Genomic DNA, 16,786 nt, shown 5'->3' with positions numbered 1-16,786 from the left:
GTCCTCATCGGAGCGCTTCCATGCATGTCGAGTTGTTCGCGCAGCATCACGCTTGCCCCGGCTGGCAGGGCGACATGGCCCGACGCATTACCGCATTCGACTGGTCGGCCACCGGGCTCGGCCCGCTCGACGGCTGGTCCGCCAGCCTCGTCGCTGCAGTCCGCACCGTGCTCGCCTCGCCGCTGCCGCTGGTGATGCTGTGGGGCCGCCCTGGCTACATGATCTACAACGACGCATATGCCGGATTCGCCGGCGGCCGTCACCCGTATCTGCTCGGTCAGCCGGTCGAACTCGGCTGGCCTGAAGTCGCCGATTTCAACCGCAACGTGATGAACACGTGCCTCGCCGGCGGCACGCTGTCCTATCGCGACAAGGCCCTCGTGCTGCTGCGCAGCGGCCGCCCCGAAGATGTCTGGATGGATCTGCACTACAGCCCGCTGCCCGACGACGAAGGTGCACCGGGCGGCGTGCTCGCCGTCGTGGTCGAGACCACCGAGCGCGTGCTCGCCACGCGCCATCGCGATCGCGCGGAAGCGGCGCTGCAGGCATCCAATGCCGAGCTGCGCGAGCTGACCGAAACGCTCGAACAGCGCGTGACCGACGCGATCGCCGAGCGCGCGGCGATCGAGGAGCAGTTGCGCCACGCCCAGAAGATGGAGGCGATCGGCAACCTGACCGGCGGCATCGCGCACGACTTCAACAACGTGCTGCAAGTGATCAGCGGCAACCTGCAGATCCTCTCCGTCGAACTCGGCGCCCATGCGAGCGCGCAGCCGCGGATCGAGAACGCGAACAATGCCGTGCGGCGCGGCGCGCAACTGGCGTCGCACCTGCTCGCGTTCGCGCGACGCCAGCCGCTTGCGCCGACCACGCTGAACCCGTGCCGGCTGATCGAAGGCATGAACGAAATGCTGCACCGCGCGCTCGGCGAGACGGTGCGGATCGTCCCCGCGCTGGCGCCCGACGTCGGCAACGTGCTCGCCGACCGGCACCAGCTCGAGAATGCACTGCTGAATCTCGCGATCAATGCGCGCGATGCGATGCGCGGCGGCGGCACGCTGACGATCACCGCGTACAACAGCACGCAGCCCGGCCACGCGGCCGGCACGCGCGGCACACCGATGCCGCCCGGCGAATACGTGACGTTCGAGATCGCCGACACGGGCATCGGCATGACGGCCGATGTGCTCGAACGGGTCTTCGAACCGTTCTTCACGACCAAGCCGGACGGCGAAGGCACGGGGCTCGGGCTCAGCATGGTGTTCGGCTTCGTCAAGCAGAGCGGCGGCCACGTGTCGATCGACAGCACGCCCGGCCAGGGCACCACCGTGCGCCTCACGTTTCCGCGCTGCCACGAGGCAGCCGACGAGCCTGCCCGCACGCCGCAGCACGACGCGGTGCGCGGACGCGAAACGATCCTCGTCGTCGAGGACGATGCGGACGTCCGGCTGACGGTGGTCGACATGCTCGCGCAGCTCGGCTACAAGGTCATCACGGCGTCCGACGGCGAAGCCGCGCTGCGCGTGCTCGACAGCGAAACGCCGATCGATCTGCTGTTTACCGACGTGATCATGCCGGGCCGCGTGAAGGGCGGCGAACTCGGACGCCGCGCCGCGCTGCGCACGCCGCCGTTGCCGGTGCTGTTCACGTCCGGCTATACGCGCGACGAAATCTTCCATGCGGGGCGGCTCGACCCCGGCGTGATGCTGCTCGGCAAGCCGTACCGGCGCGACGAACTCGCGGCCCGGATTCGCAGCGTGCTCGATGCGCAGGCCGACACGGCATGACGCATCGCCGATATGGCGCCTTTCGCGATTTCGATCGCCGCTGAATTTTTTTGCCCGCGATGTCGATTCGCGCCGCCGTCGCGCGTCGTGTTGTCGTAACCGATCGTTTCGCCGTCGCACCGCCGGCAAACGCCCTGTTCCCGTTCAAGGAGAAACGACAATGCGCGTCATGGTCATCGTCAAAGCCACCGCCGATTCCGAATCCGGCCAAATGCCCGACACCGAACTCATGGCTGAAATGGGCCGCTTCAATGAAGAACTCGTGAAAGCCGGCATCCTGCTCGCCGCCGACGGGTTGCGCCCGAGCAGCCACGGCAAGCGCGTGCACTTTTCCGGCAAGAACCGCTCGGTCATCGACGGCCCGTTCGCCGAAACGAAGGAACTCGTCGCCGGCTACTGGCTGTGGCAGGTCAAATCGATGGAGGAAGCCGTCGAATGGGTGAAGCGCTGCCCGAACCCGATGCCCGGCGACTCCGACATCGAGATCCGCCCGCTGTTCGAGATGGAAGATTTCGGCGACGCATTCACGCCGGAGCTGCGGGAGCAGGAGGCGCGGATGCGGGCGGAAGTCGACGCCCGGCAGCAACCCTGAGCGGCAGGGGGCGGCGCTCGCGCCCCGGAGGAGCCGGTTGACGAGCCCCGGTCAGTAACGTATCGTTTTGACACGTTAATGACCGGGGCTCGTCATGCATTCCCGTTTCGACCGTTTCCGCTCGACCCCGCTCGGCGCCCAGCTCGAAGCGCTGATCGAGCAGCCCGAGCGCTATCTCGAGTTCGCGGCGCTGTCGCGCGTCGGCGTCGCCGCGATCGGCGCGATCCAGGACGAGATCGCGTGCACTTTCCCCGAGGTCGAAGCCGACACGACGGCCCGCCAGTTTTGCGGCGCGATGGTCGCCGACGTGATGCGCCGCCACGGCCACGAGGTCGTGCAGGCGCGCGGGCGGCTCGGCGGTGCGCTGTTCAGCTATGGCGCGGTGTTCAGCGCGTGCCCGCACCGGCTGCCGTTCGCCGACGTCGTCGCCGCGCTGGCGCGCATGCCGGCCCGGCTCGCCGCCTATGCGGCGCATGTGCCGGCCGCGCTGGCCACGCGCCGCCCGGCCGGCACCGGCTTCTCGCTGGTCGAACATGCGTGCCACCTGCGCGATCTCGATGCGGTATTCGCCGCGCGCATCGACGCGGTGCGCACGGCCGAGTTGCCCGTGATCGAGTCCGTCGACGGCACCGCGCTCGCCGCACAACGCGACTACCTCGCGCAGCCGCTCGATCTCGCCGTCGCGGCGTTCGGCAGCGGGCGCGCCGCGCTGTGCGCCACCGCGGCCGCGCTGGAGCCGGCGCAACTCGCACGCTGCGGGCTGCGCGACGGCATCCGCCGCATGTCGCTCGACGAACTCGTGCGCGAGTTGCTCGACCACGACCGCACGCACGGGCTCGAACTCGACGAACTGCTCGCCGAACTCGAATTGCCGCCGCTTCCTTCAGCACACGCCGCATGATCCAGCACACGCCCGTCGTCTTCATTCACGGCTTCATCGGCACGTTCGACGTGCACGGATGGAACGGCCCGCATCTGCGCCCCGACCTGCTCGGCTACGGCGCGCATCGCGCCGCGCCGCCCGACGCAATCTCGCTTGCCGCGCAGGTCGAGCACGTGCGGCAAACCGTCGAGATGCGCTTCGGCATGCAGCCGGTCGATGTCGTCGGCCATTCGGTCGGCGGCGCGATCGCGATGCTGTTCGCGCACGCGCACCCGGAACGCGTGCGGCGCATCGTCAACGTCGAAGGCAATTTCACGCTCGACGATGCGTTCTGGTCCGCATCGGTCGGCCGCATGACGCCCGGCGAAGCCGATGCGATGCTCGACGGCCTGCGCGCGGCCCCGCTCGACTGGCTGCGCGGCGCGATCGACGCACCGTCGCCGGGCCAGCTCGACGACGCACGCCGCTGGCTCGCGCATCAGCCGGCATCGACGCTGCGCGCGATGGGCCGCTCGGTGGTCGAGACGACCGGCGATGCGGGCTACCTGCCGGCGCTCGCACAGGTGTTCGACCGTCATCCCGTCTGGCTGATCGCCGGCGAACGCTCGCGCGCGGGCTGGCACGTGCCGGCCTTCGCGCTCGCACGCTGCGCCGGCTTCGACACGATCGCCGGCTGCGGGCACCTGATCGCGGCCGAGCGGCCCGACGCATTGCGCGCCACCCTTGAACGCATCGTATGCAAACCGTTTGCCTGACAACCCGTAGGATTCGCCGAAATATGGTTGAAAGGCGCGGTTGCTAGAGTCGTCGGAACAGGGTTTTCCCGGCATCCGGCCGGACTGGATCGACACATGCAAGGATCGATGCGCCTGGCACGTACTTTCTGGCTGCTTCTGCTGCTCGCCGTCATGAGCCCTGCCTTCGCATTTCACGCGCGGGTCGTCGCGATTCCGAGCGCCGCGATGAGCGAAACGCTCAAGGCCACCATCGTGCTGCCCGACGATTACGCGCGCGACAACCACGGCGAACGCTACCCCGTCGTCTATCTGCTGCACGGCTCGGGCGGCGACCATACCGACTGGACGTCGAACACGCACATCGCCGCGCTCGCCGACCGTTATCACGTGATCCTCGTGATGCCCGACGGCGGACACGAAAGCTGGTACATCGACAGCCCGTTCGATTCGGGCAGCCGCTACGAGACCTTCGTCGGCGATGAAGTCGTGTCCTATGTCGACCTGCATTTCCGCACGATCGCCACCCAGCATGCGCGCGCGATCACGGGGCTCAGCATGGGCGGCTTCGGCGCACTGCGCATCGCGCTCGACCGGCCCGAGACGTTCGGCGCGGTCGGCAGCATCAGCGGCGCGGTCGATCCGCGCTGCTGCACGGACGAGCCGGGGATCGCCCACGTGTTCGGCGATCCCGATCGCCATCCGTCGTTCTGGAACCGCAACGTGATCGCCGAAAGCGCGCGGGCGTTCGTGCGCGCGCATCTCGACCTGACGATCGATTGCGGCCGCGACGATGCATTCGTCGACTCGAACCGCACGCTGCACGAACGGCTCGTCGCGCTCGGCGTGCCGCACGACTATGCGGAGCGCCCGGGCGGCCATACGTGGGATTACTGGGCGAATGCGATCCGCTACCAGATGCGGTTCTTCGCGACGTCGTTCCAGCATCGCGGTTACGCGTCTCGTGCCGCGCCGTCCGCGCCCGGCATGACGCGCGCGAGCTGACGCACGGCTAGCCCTAGCCCTTAGCCTTTACGGCGGCGGCTATCCGGTCGAAGGCTGCCGGGCCTGAAAATCGAAACGGGATGATGAACCGGCATGCCGGGCAGCGCCCGGCAAGAAGATGAACGCGCGTCGCCCGACGCGCGAAAAGAGAAACGACGAAGCCGTCAGTTGCCGTGCGTGGTGTCCGCGCCGACGACGCGATCGAAGAATTCCTGTGCACGCGCCAGCTCGTCGAGCGCGCGATCGAGACGCGACATCGCGCGTGCGTATTCGGCCGACGAGCCGTCGTCGTCGCTTTCGCCGCGCACCGCGCGAAACGCCTGGTCGACGTTGCGCGTCGCTTCGACGAAGCGTTGTGCGGCCTGTGCTTCCGGCGAACAGATGTGGGTCGACATCGACACTCCTCCCTCGGGATTGCAGTGTGAAGCACGCCGACGCTCAGTGTGCGTGGTACGCATGTCGGCGGCGTGAACCACGAGCCGCCGCGTGTCGACGCATCGGCCGCCGCACCGCGCGCTTCGTGCCGATTGTCGCTCCGCGCTCGCCGCTCCGCTACGGCGAGATTGCAACAAATTCTTGCGCGAACGGCTTCGCGCGTCTCGTCACGCGCGCCCGACGCGCGGATGCGCCAACCCCGCGAACGCGGCCGCCTCGCCCGGCGACAGGTCGAACAGATCGCCCGTGAGATCGCGCGGATGCTCGGCCGCGGGCCGGTTGCGCAGGCGCGCGACATGCGTGGGCGCCACATACGCGGCGGCCGTTTCCAGCGGCGGCACGTCGAACAGATCGCGCGTGACGCCACGCACGGCATCCGTCGGCGAACGGCCGCGCAGGCGCGCGACCAGCTCGACGAAGCGATCGAAATCGCCCGCGCGCGTGGCCTTGTTCACTTCCGCGAGATCGCGCGCCTTCAGCACGCACGGCTGCGCAAGCCGCACGAAATACGGCGCCTCGAGCTCGACCGACAGCGCGAGCGGGTAGCTCTTGCCCGTCTGCTCCTTCGCCCGCCCGATGCAGTCGACCACGGCCGCCCCTTGCGCGGCGCCCAGCGGCTTGCCGGTGCTCACGCTGCGCAGGTGGTCGGGAAACACGCGCAACTGCGTGCCGACCGTCAGCGCGGTGGACGACGCACACACGAGCGCGTAGTGCTGCTCGCGACGCCGGCCCGACGGTAACGTCGAGCGGCTGGCAATGAACGTATGCGGCGGCAACGGCCGCACCTGCCCGCTGGCGTCGATCCACGCATTCCACAGCAGCGCGTCCTTGCGCGCGCCCGCACGCGGACGCGACGCGACCGGCGAGAACAGTGCGAGCAACGAACCCGTGCGATGCGCGGCGACCTGCGCGCTGCTGCCGAGCGGCTGGTTGATGCCCCACAGAAAACGCCCGCCCCCGAGCCGGCGCTCCCATTCCTTGCGGAGCACGACGGTCGGCAGTTCCTCGCCGGACTCGGTACCGATCTTGGTCCAGCAGAACGTGGGTGGGAGGTGTTTCAGTGTCATCAACTTTCTCGGGATACAGCCTCGCTGCTGACAGCAAGCCCATTCAACAGCCGTAACTGTATAGGTATAATGCATCGTATGGAAGCCCCGGACCAAGATTTTCCCGTTCAAGACCTGTTGCGCCGCCTGATGGCAGATACACGCTCGTCCAGCGAAATCGCGCGACTTTCCGGGGTCAGTCAGCCCACCGTATCGCGCCTTCGGCTGTCGAACGGGCACCGGCTGCGCCGCAGCGCGCCATTCAACAAGCTATGCAGTTTCTATGGGGTCGACACCGAGCCGTCGCGCCGCCGATACAACGACCTGCTGCGCGACGCGATCGTCGACGCGTGGGACGGCTCGGACGAGCACGGGCGCGCGCTGCTGGTCGTGATTCAGGGGCTGAAGGATTTGCAGGCGAAGGCGGATGACGGGTAATCGCGGCAACGTACCCGGTCATTCATCGAGATTGAACGTGATCGGCACGCGCACCAGGATCGGCGACGGCGCGCCGTTTTCTACAGGCGCGGCGCAGCTGCTTGCCAGCACCGCATCGCGCGCCGCGGCATCGAGGCGCGGATAGCCGCTGCCGGTCACGACACGCGCGGCGACCGCCCGGCCGCATCGGTTTCCGGTTCGACGAGCACGGTGCCGTGTTTCCCCTGCCGTCGCCCGGGTGGCGCCCCGTCAGCAATCGCACGCCGCGCCGCATTGCGCGAGCGAATTCTCCTTGCTGCGAAAAACCAGCGGCTGTTCGTCGCTCGGCGCACGACGTCGCGCGAACTGCACGGCCTGTTCGACCTGACCGTGATGGGCGGACTTCGCGCACACCGGGTCGGCCTCCCGCGGATCGCCGGCCAGCAGATAGGCCTGACACCGGCAACCGCCGTGATCCGCATGCCGCTCGTCGCACGTGCGACACGGCTCGCGCATCCAGTCGTCGCCGCGAAACGCGTTGAACGCGTCGCTGTCGTACCAGATTTCCCGTAACGACTGGTCACGCACGTTCGGCAGCGCGAGCCCCGGCAGCGAGCGAGCGGCATGACACGGCAGCGCGGTGCCGTCCGGTGCGACGCCGAGGAACACCGAGCCCCAGCCGTTCATGCACGCCTTCGGGCGGCGCTCGAAATAGTCGGGCACGACGAACAGGATCTTGCAACGCTCGCCGATCAGCTTGCGATAGCGGTTGACCGTGTCCTCCGCCTCGCGCACCTGCTCGACGGTCGGCATCAGTTGGCCGCGATTGAGCATCGCCCAGCCGTAGTACTGCGTGTTCGCGAGCTCCAGGTAATCGGCGCCGAGATCGAGCGCCATCTCGATGATCTGCCCCACGTGCGGCAGGTTGTAGCGATGCAGCACGCAGTTGAGCACCATCGGGTAGCCGTGCGCCTTGATCAGCCGCGCCACGTCGCGCTTCAGTTCGAACGTGCGCGTGCTGGTCAGGAAATCGTTCAGCTCGCGCGTCGAATCCTGCAGCGACAACTGGATGTGATCGAGCCCGGCGGCCTTGAGCCGCTCGATGCGCGCGACGTTCAGCCCGATGCCCGACGTGATCAGGTTCGTATAGAAGCCGAGCCCGCGCGCATGCGCGACGAGCGTCTCGAGGTCGCCGCGCTGCAGCGGCTCGCCGCCCGAGAAGCCGATTTGCGCGGCGCCGAGCGCGCGCGCGTCGCTGATGACCGTGCGCCACGCGTCGGTGTCGAGTTCCGCGCCGTGCGTCGCGAAGTCGACCGGGTTGTAGCAGAACGCGCAGTGCAGCGGGCAGCGGTACGTGAGTTCCGCGAGCAGCCACAGCGGCGCGGACGGACGGGGAGTGTCGGGCGTCATGTCAGTCCAGCCAGCCGCGCAGGCGCGCATGATCGAGAAAACGATACACGTCGGTCGCGAGATCCGATTGCATGAACAGGCGCTCGAGTTCGCCGATGATGTCGTCCAGTTCGCGCGTGCCGTCGCAGCGCGCGAGAATCTCGCCGGCGCTCGGGTTCAGCTTGACCATGCCCTCCGGATAGAGCAGCACGTACGCATCCTGGGCCGCCTCCCATTGCAGGCGGTACATGCCCCTGAGGCAGGGGCGCAGCGGCACGCCGCTGGCGGCTTCGATCGCGTTCATAACGGGTAGGCCTTTTCGACGGCGTCGAGCATCGACCACAGGATGTCGAGCTTGAATTGCAGAATGCCGAGCGCGCGCTGCTGCGCCTCCGGTGTCGTGAAATGCGCGAGCGTCACCGCGAGCCCATGCTCGACGTCGCGCTGCGCGAGCGGCACGCGGCTGCGGAAGTAATGCAGCCCGGCCGGTTCGATCCACGGGTAATGCGACGGCCAGCCCGCGAGCCGGTCGAGATGGATCTGCGGCGCGAACATCTCGGTCAGCGACGAGCACACGGCTTCCTGCCACGGTGCGCGCCGCGCGAAGTTCACATACGCATCTACCGCGAAACGCACGCCGGGCTGCACGTGTTCGAGCGACCACAGCTCGTCGCGCGTGAGGCCGCATGCTTCGCCGAGCCGCACCCACGCCTCGATGCCGCCTGCGTTGTCGCCCTGCCCGTCGTGGTCGATCAGCCGCTGAATCCAGCGGCGCCGCGTCTCGCGGTCAGGGCAGTTCGACAGGATCGCCGCATCCTTGAGCGGGATGCAGATCTGGTAGTAGAAGCGGTTCGCGACCCAGCCGCGGATCTGCGTGGGCGAACAGGCGCCGCTGTTGAGCTGCCGGTTGAACGGATGGTGGATGTGATAGCGCGATTCGAGTGCACGCAGGCGCGCCTCGAATTCGGTCGCGGTCCAGGGCGTCGCGTGCAACGCCGTAGCGGGGATCGGTGCGTTCATCGTCAGACCTGGAATTGCATGCCGTCGTGCGCGACGTCGATGCCGTGCGCGCGCAGGTGCGCATGCTCGACGGAATGCGGATCGAGAATCGGGTTCGTGTTGTTGATGTGCGTGAGCACCTTGCGCGTTCGCGCGGGCAGCGTGTCGAGCCAGTCGATCATGCCGGGCCGCCCGGGTTCCGCGCACTGCGCGAGATGCCCCATGTCGGCCGCGTGCTTGCCCGACAGGCCGAGATCGATCATCTCGGTGCCGGTCCAGAACGTGCCGTCCACCAGCACGAGATCGGCGCCGTCCATGGCCGCGCGCACGTCGTCGGTGACCGACGCGAGCCCCGGCGCATAGAACGCGCGCCGCCCGCTCGCGACGTCTTCGATCGACAGCGCGATGTTGTCGCCGGGCGCGGCCGACGCGCGTCGCGGCGAATAAGGCGGCGGCTTGCTGTCGACGGCGATCGCGGTGAACCGGATGCCGCGCGCCGCCGGCACCGCGAACGGCTCGCCGGGCACGATCGTGTGCGCGGCGACGCCGCAGTAATGACCGAGCAGCGGCACGAGCGGCAAGCCGGTCGACAGGTCGTCGAGCACCGGCGCACTCGCGTAGAGCGGCAGCGGCGTCGAGCGCTCGCGCAGCATCAGCAGGCCCGTCACGTGATCGATCTGCGCGTCGCACAGCACGACGGCGGCGATGCCGCTGTCGCGAATCGCGCGCGCCGGTTGCAGGTCCGGCTCCGCGCGCAACTGGGAAAGAATGTCGGGCGACGCATTGACGAGAACCCAGTCGACGCCGTCGTCGCTGACCGCGATCGACGACTGCGTGCGCGGCAGCACGTGGCCGCTTCCGCTGCGCGCACGACGGCAGTTCGCGCAATTGCAGTTCCATTGCGGCAGCCCGCCGCCGGCTCCCGAGCCGAGTATCTTGATCTTCATGGGCGTCAGCTCCCGAGGCCGCCCGCGCCGACCACGGCGAAACGGGCGGCACGCACGGCGATCAGCGGTTGGCGATGTACATCGTGATTTCGAAGCCGAAGCGCAGGTCGGTGTAAGACGGTGTCGTCCACTGCATGGTGTGTCTCCTGTCGAGTTGATGAGTCGATGCGTTGCTGGATGAATCGAACGACCGCGGCAATCGAGCGGTCGGTTCCTCTTCAGCAAGGAGCGTGCCGAACGCGTATTGCGGCGGCGCGGCGGCGGTAGACGGCCGTCATCCGGGCATCGAGGCGGAATCCTTACGATTAGCCGACACGATCCGCGCGAATGCGGTCCGCCACCCCGGCGGCACGATGTCCGCGAGTGGTCACAAGTGTTGAATCGTTGAACACCGGTGTTGCAACTTGACACACCGGCTGTGACAGGTCGCGCACCGCGCGACGGCTGCGCGCGTCAGTCTTCGTCGGACGACGGATGGCGTCCCGCGTCGGCGGCCGGCATCTTCCGATAGATCGTGTTGCGCGAGACGCCGAGCGCGCGCGCCGCGGCGGACACGTTGCCGCCATGACGCGCGAGCGCGGCGGCGATCGCGGACGCGGCGACGTCCTGCAGGCGCGCGTCGGCGGGCGGCAACGCGTCCGCGACGCACGGCCCGGCGCTGGCCGCGGCAGGCGAATCGGCCGCCGCCTGCACGGGCTGCCCGACGTGTGCATCGCCACGCCGCAGGTCGTCGAAGAAGTCGTCGGGCAGGTGCTCGCGCCGGATTTCACCGTCGTCGTCGACCATCGCGGCCGCCGTGCGCAGCAGGTTGCCGAGCTGGCGGAAGTTGCCCGGCCACGTGCACCGCACGAACAACGCCATCACGTCCGGCGCGACCGAAAGCGGCGGCCGGCCCGGGCCCGCGAACGCTTCCCGCTGCAGCATCTTCTGCACGACGACCGCGAGATCCGTGCGGTCGCGCAACGGCGGCAGGCGCACCACGAGGCCGTTCAGCCGGTAATAGAGATCCTCGCGGAAACGGTTCTGCGCGATCATGTCGCGCAAATCGCGGTGCGTCGCGCAGATGATCGCGATGTCGACGGCGATCGTCTTCGTCGACCCGAGCGGGTTGACGAGGCGCTCCTGCAGCACGCGCAGCAGCCGCACCTGCAGCGGATACGGCATGTCGCCGATCTCGTCGAGGAACAGCGTGCCGCCGTTCGCCTGCAGCAGCTTGCCGATCGCCCCCTTGCGGCGCGCGCCGGTGAACGCGCCCTCCTCGTAGCCGAACAGCTCGGACTCGATCAGCGTCTCCGGAATCGACGCGCAGTTGACCGCGACGAACGGTGCGTCGCGGCGCGGCGAGTCGTTGTGGATCGCCTGCGCGAGCAGTTCCTTGCCGGTGCCGGTCTCGCCGGTGATCAGGATCGGGATGTCCTTGCCGATCACCTTGCGCACCTTCGCGATCACGCTGGCGACCTGCGCATCGCCGGTGTCGAGATAGTTGAGCCGCGACAGGCCGGCCGACGTGCCCGCCGCCGGCGCGGGCACCGCGCTCGCACGCGCGCCCTGCGCCCCCGCGTCGTGGACGTCCGTCGGCCGGCTGCCTTCGGCGAGCGTCGCGCGGCGAAAGTGCACGCGCGCGCAGACCACCGCGCCGTTGCCGAGATTCAGCATCAGGTGCCGGTCGGTGCTCGCGCGCATGCGGTCGATCAGCTGTGCGCTGGTGACGTCGAACAGCGACGACAGCGTGTGCGCGCGCAGCGCGGCGAGCGGCATGCCGAGCTGGAATTGCGCGCTGCGATTGGCCGACAGGAAGCGCCCGTCGGCGGTGAACGCGACGATCCCCTCCATCAGCGTGCCGAGGAACTCGGGGCGGCCATGGAACGACACCTGCAGCGTTTCCTGAAAGGTCGTTGTAAACAGGTGATTCTCGATCATCTGCACCGACATCTTCGCGAGCGCCATCGTGTGCTGGTGATAGCTGCGGTGGTCGCCCGTCACGTCGAGCACGCCGATCGCGTCGCCGTACGGATCGAGGATCGGCACGCTCGAACAGGTCAGGAAGCGGTTCGCGGCCAGGAAGTGCTGGTCGCCATGGACGACCATCGGGCACAGCTCGGCCAGCGCCGTGCCGATTGCGTTGGTGCCTTGCCGGTTCTCCGCCCAGTTCGCGCCCGGGCGCAGCGCGACCTTCTCCGCGCGGCGCAGGAAATCGTCGTCGCCGATCGAATGCAGGATCAGCCCTTCCGCATCGGTCAGCACGATCATGCTCTGCGTGTTGACGATCTGCTCGTGCAGCGTCTCCATCACCGGCATCGCGTGTACGCACAGCACCCGGCTCTGCTCGCGCTTGAGCACCAGCGCCGCATTCGACAGCACGTCGTAGTCGGGCCGTGCCGATACCTGCAGGCCGAACGTCTCCGAACGCTCATGGGCCTTCTGGATCGACGGCGCGGGCCAGCCGGCGGGATGCGCGGCCCGTGACCCGGCCGCCTGCTCTACGTCATCGCGCATTGTCTCCTCCGGGGGATCCTTCCGGTCAACTGCCGGACTCTTTGCCGTCATTGCAAGCAAGCATCGGGCCACGCTGGCGCCACGCAACGAAACTGAAAGGGCGATGTAATGAATCGGCCGGGCGCAGCGGCGGCGTGTCGCGTCAGGCGACGGCCTGCCTTCGTGATACCGTGATTTCCCGACGCGTGACTACCCGTGCGAATCCGGATCTTCGCGGCTGGCGCGCTTCTCGCTTGGTCGCAGGGCAGGCCCGGCCACCGTCCGGCCGCCGAAAGTTCCCCCTTCCGAACCCTATCGACAGACATGACGCGTCACCCGACTCGATCCACGCCATCGCCCGCGCCGCGGGCCTTGCCCGATACGCCGGCGTCACCGGCCACACCCGTCCGCCGGCGCCTGCACCGCGACGCGCAATCGATCGCATTCGCCGTGGCCGGCGCCGCGCAGGGCCATCCGGTCGTCGTGCTGCACGGCGGGCCCGGCAGCGGCAGCCAGACCGGCATCCTGCGGCTGTTCGACCTCACCCGCGTGCGCGTCGTGCTCGTCGATCAGCGCGGCGCGGGTGCATCGGGGCCGCGCGGCGGCACGCGCCACAACGACACCGCGCGGCTGATCGCGGATCTGGAGGCGGTGCGCGAGCAGCTCGGCATCGCACGCTGGGGCGTCGTCGGCGGCTCGTGGGGCGCCGCGCTCGCGCTCGCGTATGCGGGCACGCATCCGGCGCGGGTGACGGGCGTCGTGCTGCGCGGGCTGTTCCTGACGTCGCCACGCGAAGTCCGCAGGCTCTTCATGACGTCCCGCACGCGTGCGCCGCGCGAATGGCGGCGCTTGCATGCAGCAGCCGGCGGCGGCCGGCCGGATCGCCTGCTGTCGCACTGCGCGCAGCGGTTGCGTCACGGCGCAAGCGCGGCCCGCCAGCGCGCGGTGGCGCTCGCGTGGCACGCATACGAAAGCGCGATCCTCGCATCGGCACGCACGCGCCGCTCGCCCGTGCGTGCGGTCCGTTCGAACCAGACCGTCGGCCGTCTGATCGACAAATACCGGGTCCAGGCGCACTACCTGCAACACGACTGCTGGCTCGGCGAGCGCCGCGTGCTCGCGCTCGCGCGACGGGCCGCACAGGCAAACGTGCCGCTGTTCGCCGCACACGGGGTGCACGATCCCGTTTGCCCGGTCGGCAACGTCGAACGCCTCGCGCGGGCCGCCCCCGAAGCGGAAATCGAACGCGTGCAGGCCGGGCATCTGGCAAGCGACCCGGCATTGGCGCGCAGCGTCGCACGCGCCGTCAATGCGATGTTCGCGCTGGCGCCGCTCACGTGGACGGCCCCGCACTCGTTCGTGTCATGACGCGACGACACACGCGCGACACACGCGACCGCGCGCCGCTCAATCCCACGCATAGCGCACGCCGACCCACGCGCCGCGCGGCGCACCCGGCCCGACGAACTGCTCGTTCACCGGATGAGCGCCGTCGAACGTATGGTTCGGCCCGTTGAAGAAATTCTGGCCGAGTGCACCGAAGCTCGCGTAGCGCTTGTCGAGCAGGTTCGTCACGCTCGCGAACACCTCGAACCGCTTCGTGAGCTGGTAACGCATGTCGAGATCGACCAGCACGTAGCCCGCGATCCGGCCGTTCACGTCCCCGTTGTTCTCGTCGCCGCGTGCATACACGCCGCCGCGCCAGGTCACGTTCGCGCCGATGTCCCACGCGGGCGTCGCCGCGTAGTCGAGCCGCAGTTTCACCGTATGCGCGGGAATGCCGGGGATGCGGTCGCCCGGCTTGACCGTCACGTTGCCGTTCGCGTCGGCCGCCGAATTCGCCGGGCTGTGTTCGGTCCACGACGATCGGTAGGTCGCGTCGACATAGCTGTACGACAGCCCGACACCGAGCGGGCCGACCCGCGTGCGACCCGCGAGCTCGATACCCTGCCGCCGCGTATCGCCGACGTTGCGGAAGTAGCCTTGCGCGCTGGCCGGGCTGCTGATGAACTGGATGTCGTCGGTCAGCGTCGTGCGGTAGGCCGCGGCGCTCCAGGTGGTCGCCGCGCCGATGCGGCCGCGCATGCCGGCCTCGAACGTCTTCGAGATCACGGGCTTGAGCGCCGGGTCGGCGATGAAGTCGTTCGGCAGCGAACACGGCGCGGCCGGGTCCGCGCACGCGAGCTCGATCGCGGTCGGCGAACGCATGCCTTCGTTGTACGTCGCATAGGCGGTGAAGCCCGGGACCGGGTTCCAGTTGAGCCCGACGGCCGGGTTGAAGCGCGAGAACACATGGCTGCCGTCGAGCAGCGGCTGCACGCCGCTCTCGTCGCCGATCCGCGCTTTCGACCAGTCGTAGCGGCCCGACAACGTCAGCGTCCAGTGCGGCGTCAGCGACAGCGCATCGCTCAGGTACACACCGACGTTCGCGTTGCGCGTCTTCGCGCTCGTCTGCGGAACGAAATCGCCGATGCCGATCGCCGCGCGCGCATCGGTAAACGATGCGTCCTGCGACGACGCGACATAGCTCGAATTCGCGACATCGACCGAGACGCCCGCGACCAGCCGGTTCGCCATCCCGCCGAGCTTGCCGAGCAGCGTGAGCTGCACGCTGCCGCCGTAGCTGTCGGTGACGATCGTCGATTGCGCATTGCTGCCCTGCGCCGTGTCGACCGTGCCGTCCTCGTCCACCGATCCGTAATCCGTATTGTTGTTGCTGCTCGTGTTCGCGTTGCGCAGGTGCCGGTAGTACGCGTTGCCGCTCAGCTCGACGTGTTCGCCGAAAAATCGCTCGCCCGACAGCGTCAGGTAGCCGGCGCTGTTGCGGTTCCGGTCCGGATACGTATACGCCTGCTTCCGGTTGTCGAGGAACGAGCGCGGGATCGTCTGGGTGCCGGACAGCGTGTTGTCCGCGCCGCCCGCGGCAATCGACAGCGTCGTGTCGGCATCGGTGTAGCGCAGCTTGCCGAACGCCTGCCGCACGCGGCTCGCGTTATGGTCGGCCCAGCCGCCGTCGTTCGCGACGTTCGCGGTCGCGTAGTAGTCGAGGTTCGGGCCGATCGTGCCGCCCTGCTCGACGCTGGCGGTCTTGCGGCCCCATGAGCCGCCCGACACCTCCGCTTCGCCGCCGGGGTTCGACCTGCCGTTCTTCGTCGTGATCGCGAGCGCGCCGCCGAGCGTGTTGAGCCCGTACACCGGGTTGGAGCCCGGAATCAGCTGCACGCGGTCGATCGCCTGCGTGGGCAGGATGTCCCAGTTCACGACGTCGCCGAACGGCTCGTTCACGCGCACGCCGTCGACGAACACCGACAACCCCTGCGGCGTGCCGAGCAGCGGCGACGCGGTGAAGCCGCGATAGTTGACGTCCGCCTGATACGGGTTGCCCTGCGCGTCCGAGATCGTCACGCTCGGCAGGTTCGCGGCGAAGAAATCGGTGAGCGTCGCGCGGTGCTGCGCGTCGAGCTCCGCCGCCCGCACGCTCTGCACGTTCGCCGGCACCTTCGACAGCGGCGTGCCGATCCCGGGCAGCGGCGTCGTGCCGACGACGACCACCGCGGGTAGCACGATGGCCGACGGCTCGGCCGGCGCGATCGCACCGCCGTCCGCCTGCTGCTGCGCGCGCACGCTGCCGGGCGGCAGGCCGAACAGCGCCAACGTACCAACGGTCATGCCAACGCATCGCGCACGCCGGCCATGCCGCATCGCGCCGTACCACCCGGCGGCCTTTGGTCTCCTGATCATTCCGTTGTCTCCGTACTTGTATTTCGCCGGGCCGTGCAGTGCACCGCGCGGCGACGGGTTGTCGCGAAGCCGGCGTGCGAGAACCGTGCCAGCGCCGCAAGTACGAGCAGCGCGCGGCGCGCCGCACATCGCTTCGGAACGGCACGCGTGCGACCGACTCGCCGCTGTTCTGCGAACTGCGCCACCTGTCATGTTTGGCAACACTTCGCCGGCGACGGTGTACCTGAATGCAACACCTACCTCGACGTCATGACGCGCATCGTCGCTCGACGCATCACCTGCGATGCGTCGGTGTGCCGCGCCACACCGGCTTCCGGCCTCGATGGCATGCGACTT

At 68.7% G+C, this 16,786-nt stretch carries 16 protein-coding genes and 1 pseudogene; 7 read left to right on the top strand and 10 right to left on the bottom strand.

Going from position 1 to position 16,786, the window contains the following annotated elements:
- Positions 1-20: 20 nt before the first annotated feature.
- From HWX07_RS01465 to HWX07_RS01445, 5 genes are all read left to right on the top strand, one after another.
- A complete protein-coding gene (locus HWX07_RS01465; RefSeq protein ID WP_175874908.1) occupies positions 21-1,787 on the top strand; it encodes an ATP-binding protein in 1,767 nt (588 codons plus the stop codon).
- Between the two features lie 160 nt (positions 1,788-1,947).
- On the top strand, positions 1,948-2,379 hold the full coding sequence (locus HWX07_RS01460) for a YciI family protein (RefSeq protein WP_077179404.1): 432 nt from the start codon (positions 1,948-1,950) through the stop codon (positions 2,377-2,379).
- 94 nt (positions 2,380-2,473) lie between these two features.
- Positions 2,474-3,280: a DinB family protein gene (locus HWX07_RS01455; RefSeq protein ID WP_175874907.1), complete on the top strand. Its 807-nt coding sequence runs from the start codon at positions 2,474-2,476 to the stop codon at positions 3,278-3,280.
- On the top strand, positions 3,277-4,017 hold the full coding sequence (locus tag HWX07_RS01450; protein WP_175874906.1) for an alpha/beta hydrolase: 741 nt from the start codon (positions 3,277-3,279) through the stop codon (positions 4,015-4,017). The genes HWX07_RS01455 and HWX07_RS01450 overlap by 4 nt, the downstream gene beginning before the upstream one ends.
- 96 nt (positions 4,018-4,113) lie before the next feature.
- Positions 4,114-5,001 (top strand): alpha/beta hydrolase family protein, encoded by an 888-nt coding sequence (locus HWX07_RS01445; protein WP_244129906.1) that lies wholly within the window; start codon positions 4,114-4,116, stop codon positions 4,999-5,001.
- 164 nt (positions 5,002-5,165) lie between these two features.
- Here HWX07_RS01445 and HWX07_RS01440 read toward each other — a convergent pair whose 3' ends face one another.
- Together HWX07_RS01440 and HWX07_RS01435 are read right to left on the bottom strand one after the other, a co-directional pair.
- Positions 5,166-5,396 (bottom strand): hypothetical protein, encoded by a 231-nt coding sequence (locus HWX07_RS01440; protein ID WP_011547068.1) that lies wholly within the window; start codon positions 5,394-5,396, stop codon positions 5,166-5,168.
- A gap of 207 nt (positions 5,397-5,603) precedes the next feature.
- Entirely contained in the window at positions 5,604-6,503 is a 900-nt protein-coding gene (locus HWX07_RS01435) for a hypothetical protein (RefSeq protein WP_175874905.1), read from the bottom strand.
- Positions 6,504-6,581: 78 nt separating this feature from the next.
- Between HWX07_RS01435 and HWX07_RS01430 the strand changes: the two genes are divergently transcribed.
- A complete protein-coding gene (locus HWX07_RS01430) occupies positions 6,582-6,920 on the top strand; it encodes a helix-turn-helix transcriptional regulator (RefSeq protein WP_011547066.1) in 339 nt (112 codons plus the stop codon).
- Between the two features lie 18 nt (positions 6,921-6,938).
- On the opposite strand, the pseudogene HWX07_RS01425 reads toward HWX07_RS01430, so the two are convergent.
- The 7 genes and pseudogenes from HWX07_RS01425 to HWX07_RS01395 form a co-directional block, all read right to left on the bottom strand.
- Positions 6,939-7,091, bottom strand: a pseudogene (locus HWX07_RS01425) (TonB family protein); the annotation flags it as partial.
- Positions 7,092-7,169: 78 nt separating this feature from the next.
- Positions 7,170-8,309 (bottom strand): pyrroloquinoline quinone biosynthesis protein PqqE, encoded by a 1,140-nt coding sequence (gene pqqE / locus HWX07_RS01420; protein WP_175874903.1) that lies wholly within the window; start codon positions 8,307-8,309, stop codon positions 7,170-7,172.
- Between the two features lies 1 nt (position 8,310).
- Complete coding sequence (gene pqqD / locus HWX07_RS01415) at positions 8,311-8,592, bottom strand: pyrroloquinoline quinone biosynthesis peptide chaperone PqqD (protein WP_006480620.1); 282 nt, start codon at positions 8,590-8,592, stop codon at positions 8,311-8,313.
- The gene (pqqC, locus tag HWX07_RS01410; RefSeq protein WP_175874902.1) at positions 8,589-9,308 is read right to left on the bottom strand and encodes a pyrroloquinoline-quinone synthase PqqC; all 720 of its coding nucleotides are present in this window, start codon (positions 9,306-9,308) and stop codon (positions 8,589-8,591) included. The genes pqqD and pqqC overlap by 4 nt, the downstream gene beginning before the upstream one ends.
- Positions 9,309-9,310: 2 nt before the next feature.
- Entirely contained in the window at positions 9,311-10,234 is a 924-nt protein-coding gene (gene pqqB / locus HWX07_RS01405; protein ID WP_175874901.1) for a pyrroloquinoline quinone biosynthesis protein PqqB, read from the bottom strand.
- A 61-nt stretch (positions 10,235-10,295) separates the two neighbouring features.
- A complete protein-coding gene (gene pqqA / locus HWX07_RS01400; protein ID WP_006485436.1) occupies positions 10,296-10,370 on the bottom strand; it encodes a pyrroloquinoline quinone precursor peptide PqqA in 75 nt (24 codons plus the stop codon).
- 317 nt (positions 10,371-10,687) lie between these two features.
- Entirely contained in the window at positions 10,688-12,730 is a 2,043-nt protein-coding gene (locus tag HWX07_RS01395; RefSeq protein ID WP_175874900.1) for a sigma-54-dependent Fis family transcriptional regulator, read from the bottom strand.
- Between the two features lie 303 nt (positions 12,731-13,033).
- Here HWX07_RS01395 and HWX07_RS01390 point away from each other — a divergent pair, with 303 nt between their 5' ends.
- The gene (locus HWX07_RS01390) at positions 13,034-14,077 is read left to right on the top strand and encodes an alpha/beta fold hydrolase (protein WP_175874899.1); all 1,044 of its coding nucleotides are present in this window, start codon (positions 13,034-13,036) and stop codon (positions 14,075-14,077) included.
- Positions 14,078-14,116: 39 nt separating this feature from the next.
- On the opposite strand, the gene HWX07_RS01385 is transcribed toward HWX07_RS01390, so the two are convergent.
- Positions 14,117-16,450 carry a TonB-dependent receptor gene (locus tag HWX07_RS01385; RefSeq protein WP_175874898.1) on the bottom strand — a complete coding sequence of 778 codons (2,334 nt, stop codon included), beginning with the start codon at positions 16,448-16,450 and terminating at the stop codon, positions 14,117-14,119.
- Positions 16,451-16,786 lie beyond the last annotated feature (336 nt).

The sequence above is a fragment of the Burkholderia sp. BCC0097 genome (assembly GCF_902832985.1).
Taxonomy (GTDB): domain Bacteria; phylum Pseudomonadota; class Gammaproteobacteria; order Burkholderiales; family Burkholderiaceae; genus Burkholderia; species Burkholderia orbicola.
The sequence above is the reverse complement of the archived record's forward strand: the minus strand, read 5'-3'. Positions and strand labels throughout refer to the sequence as shown.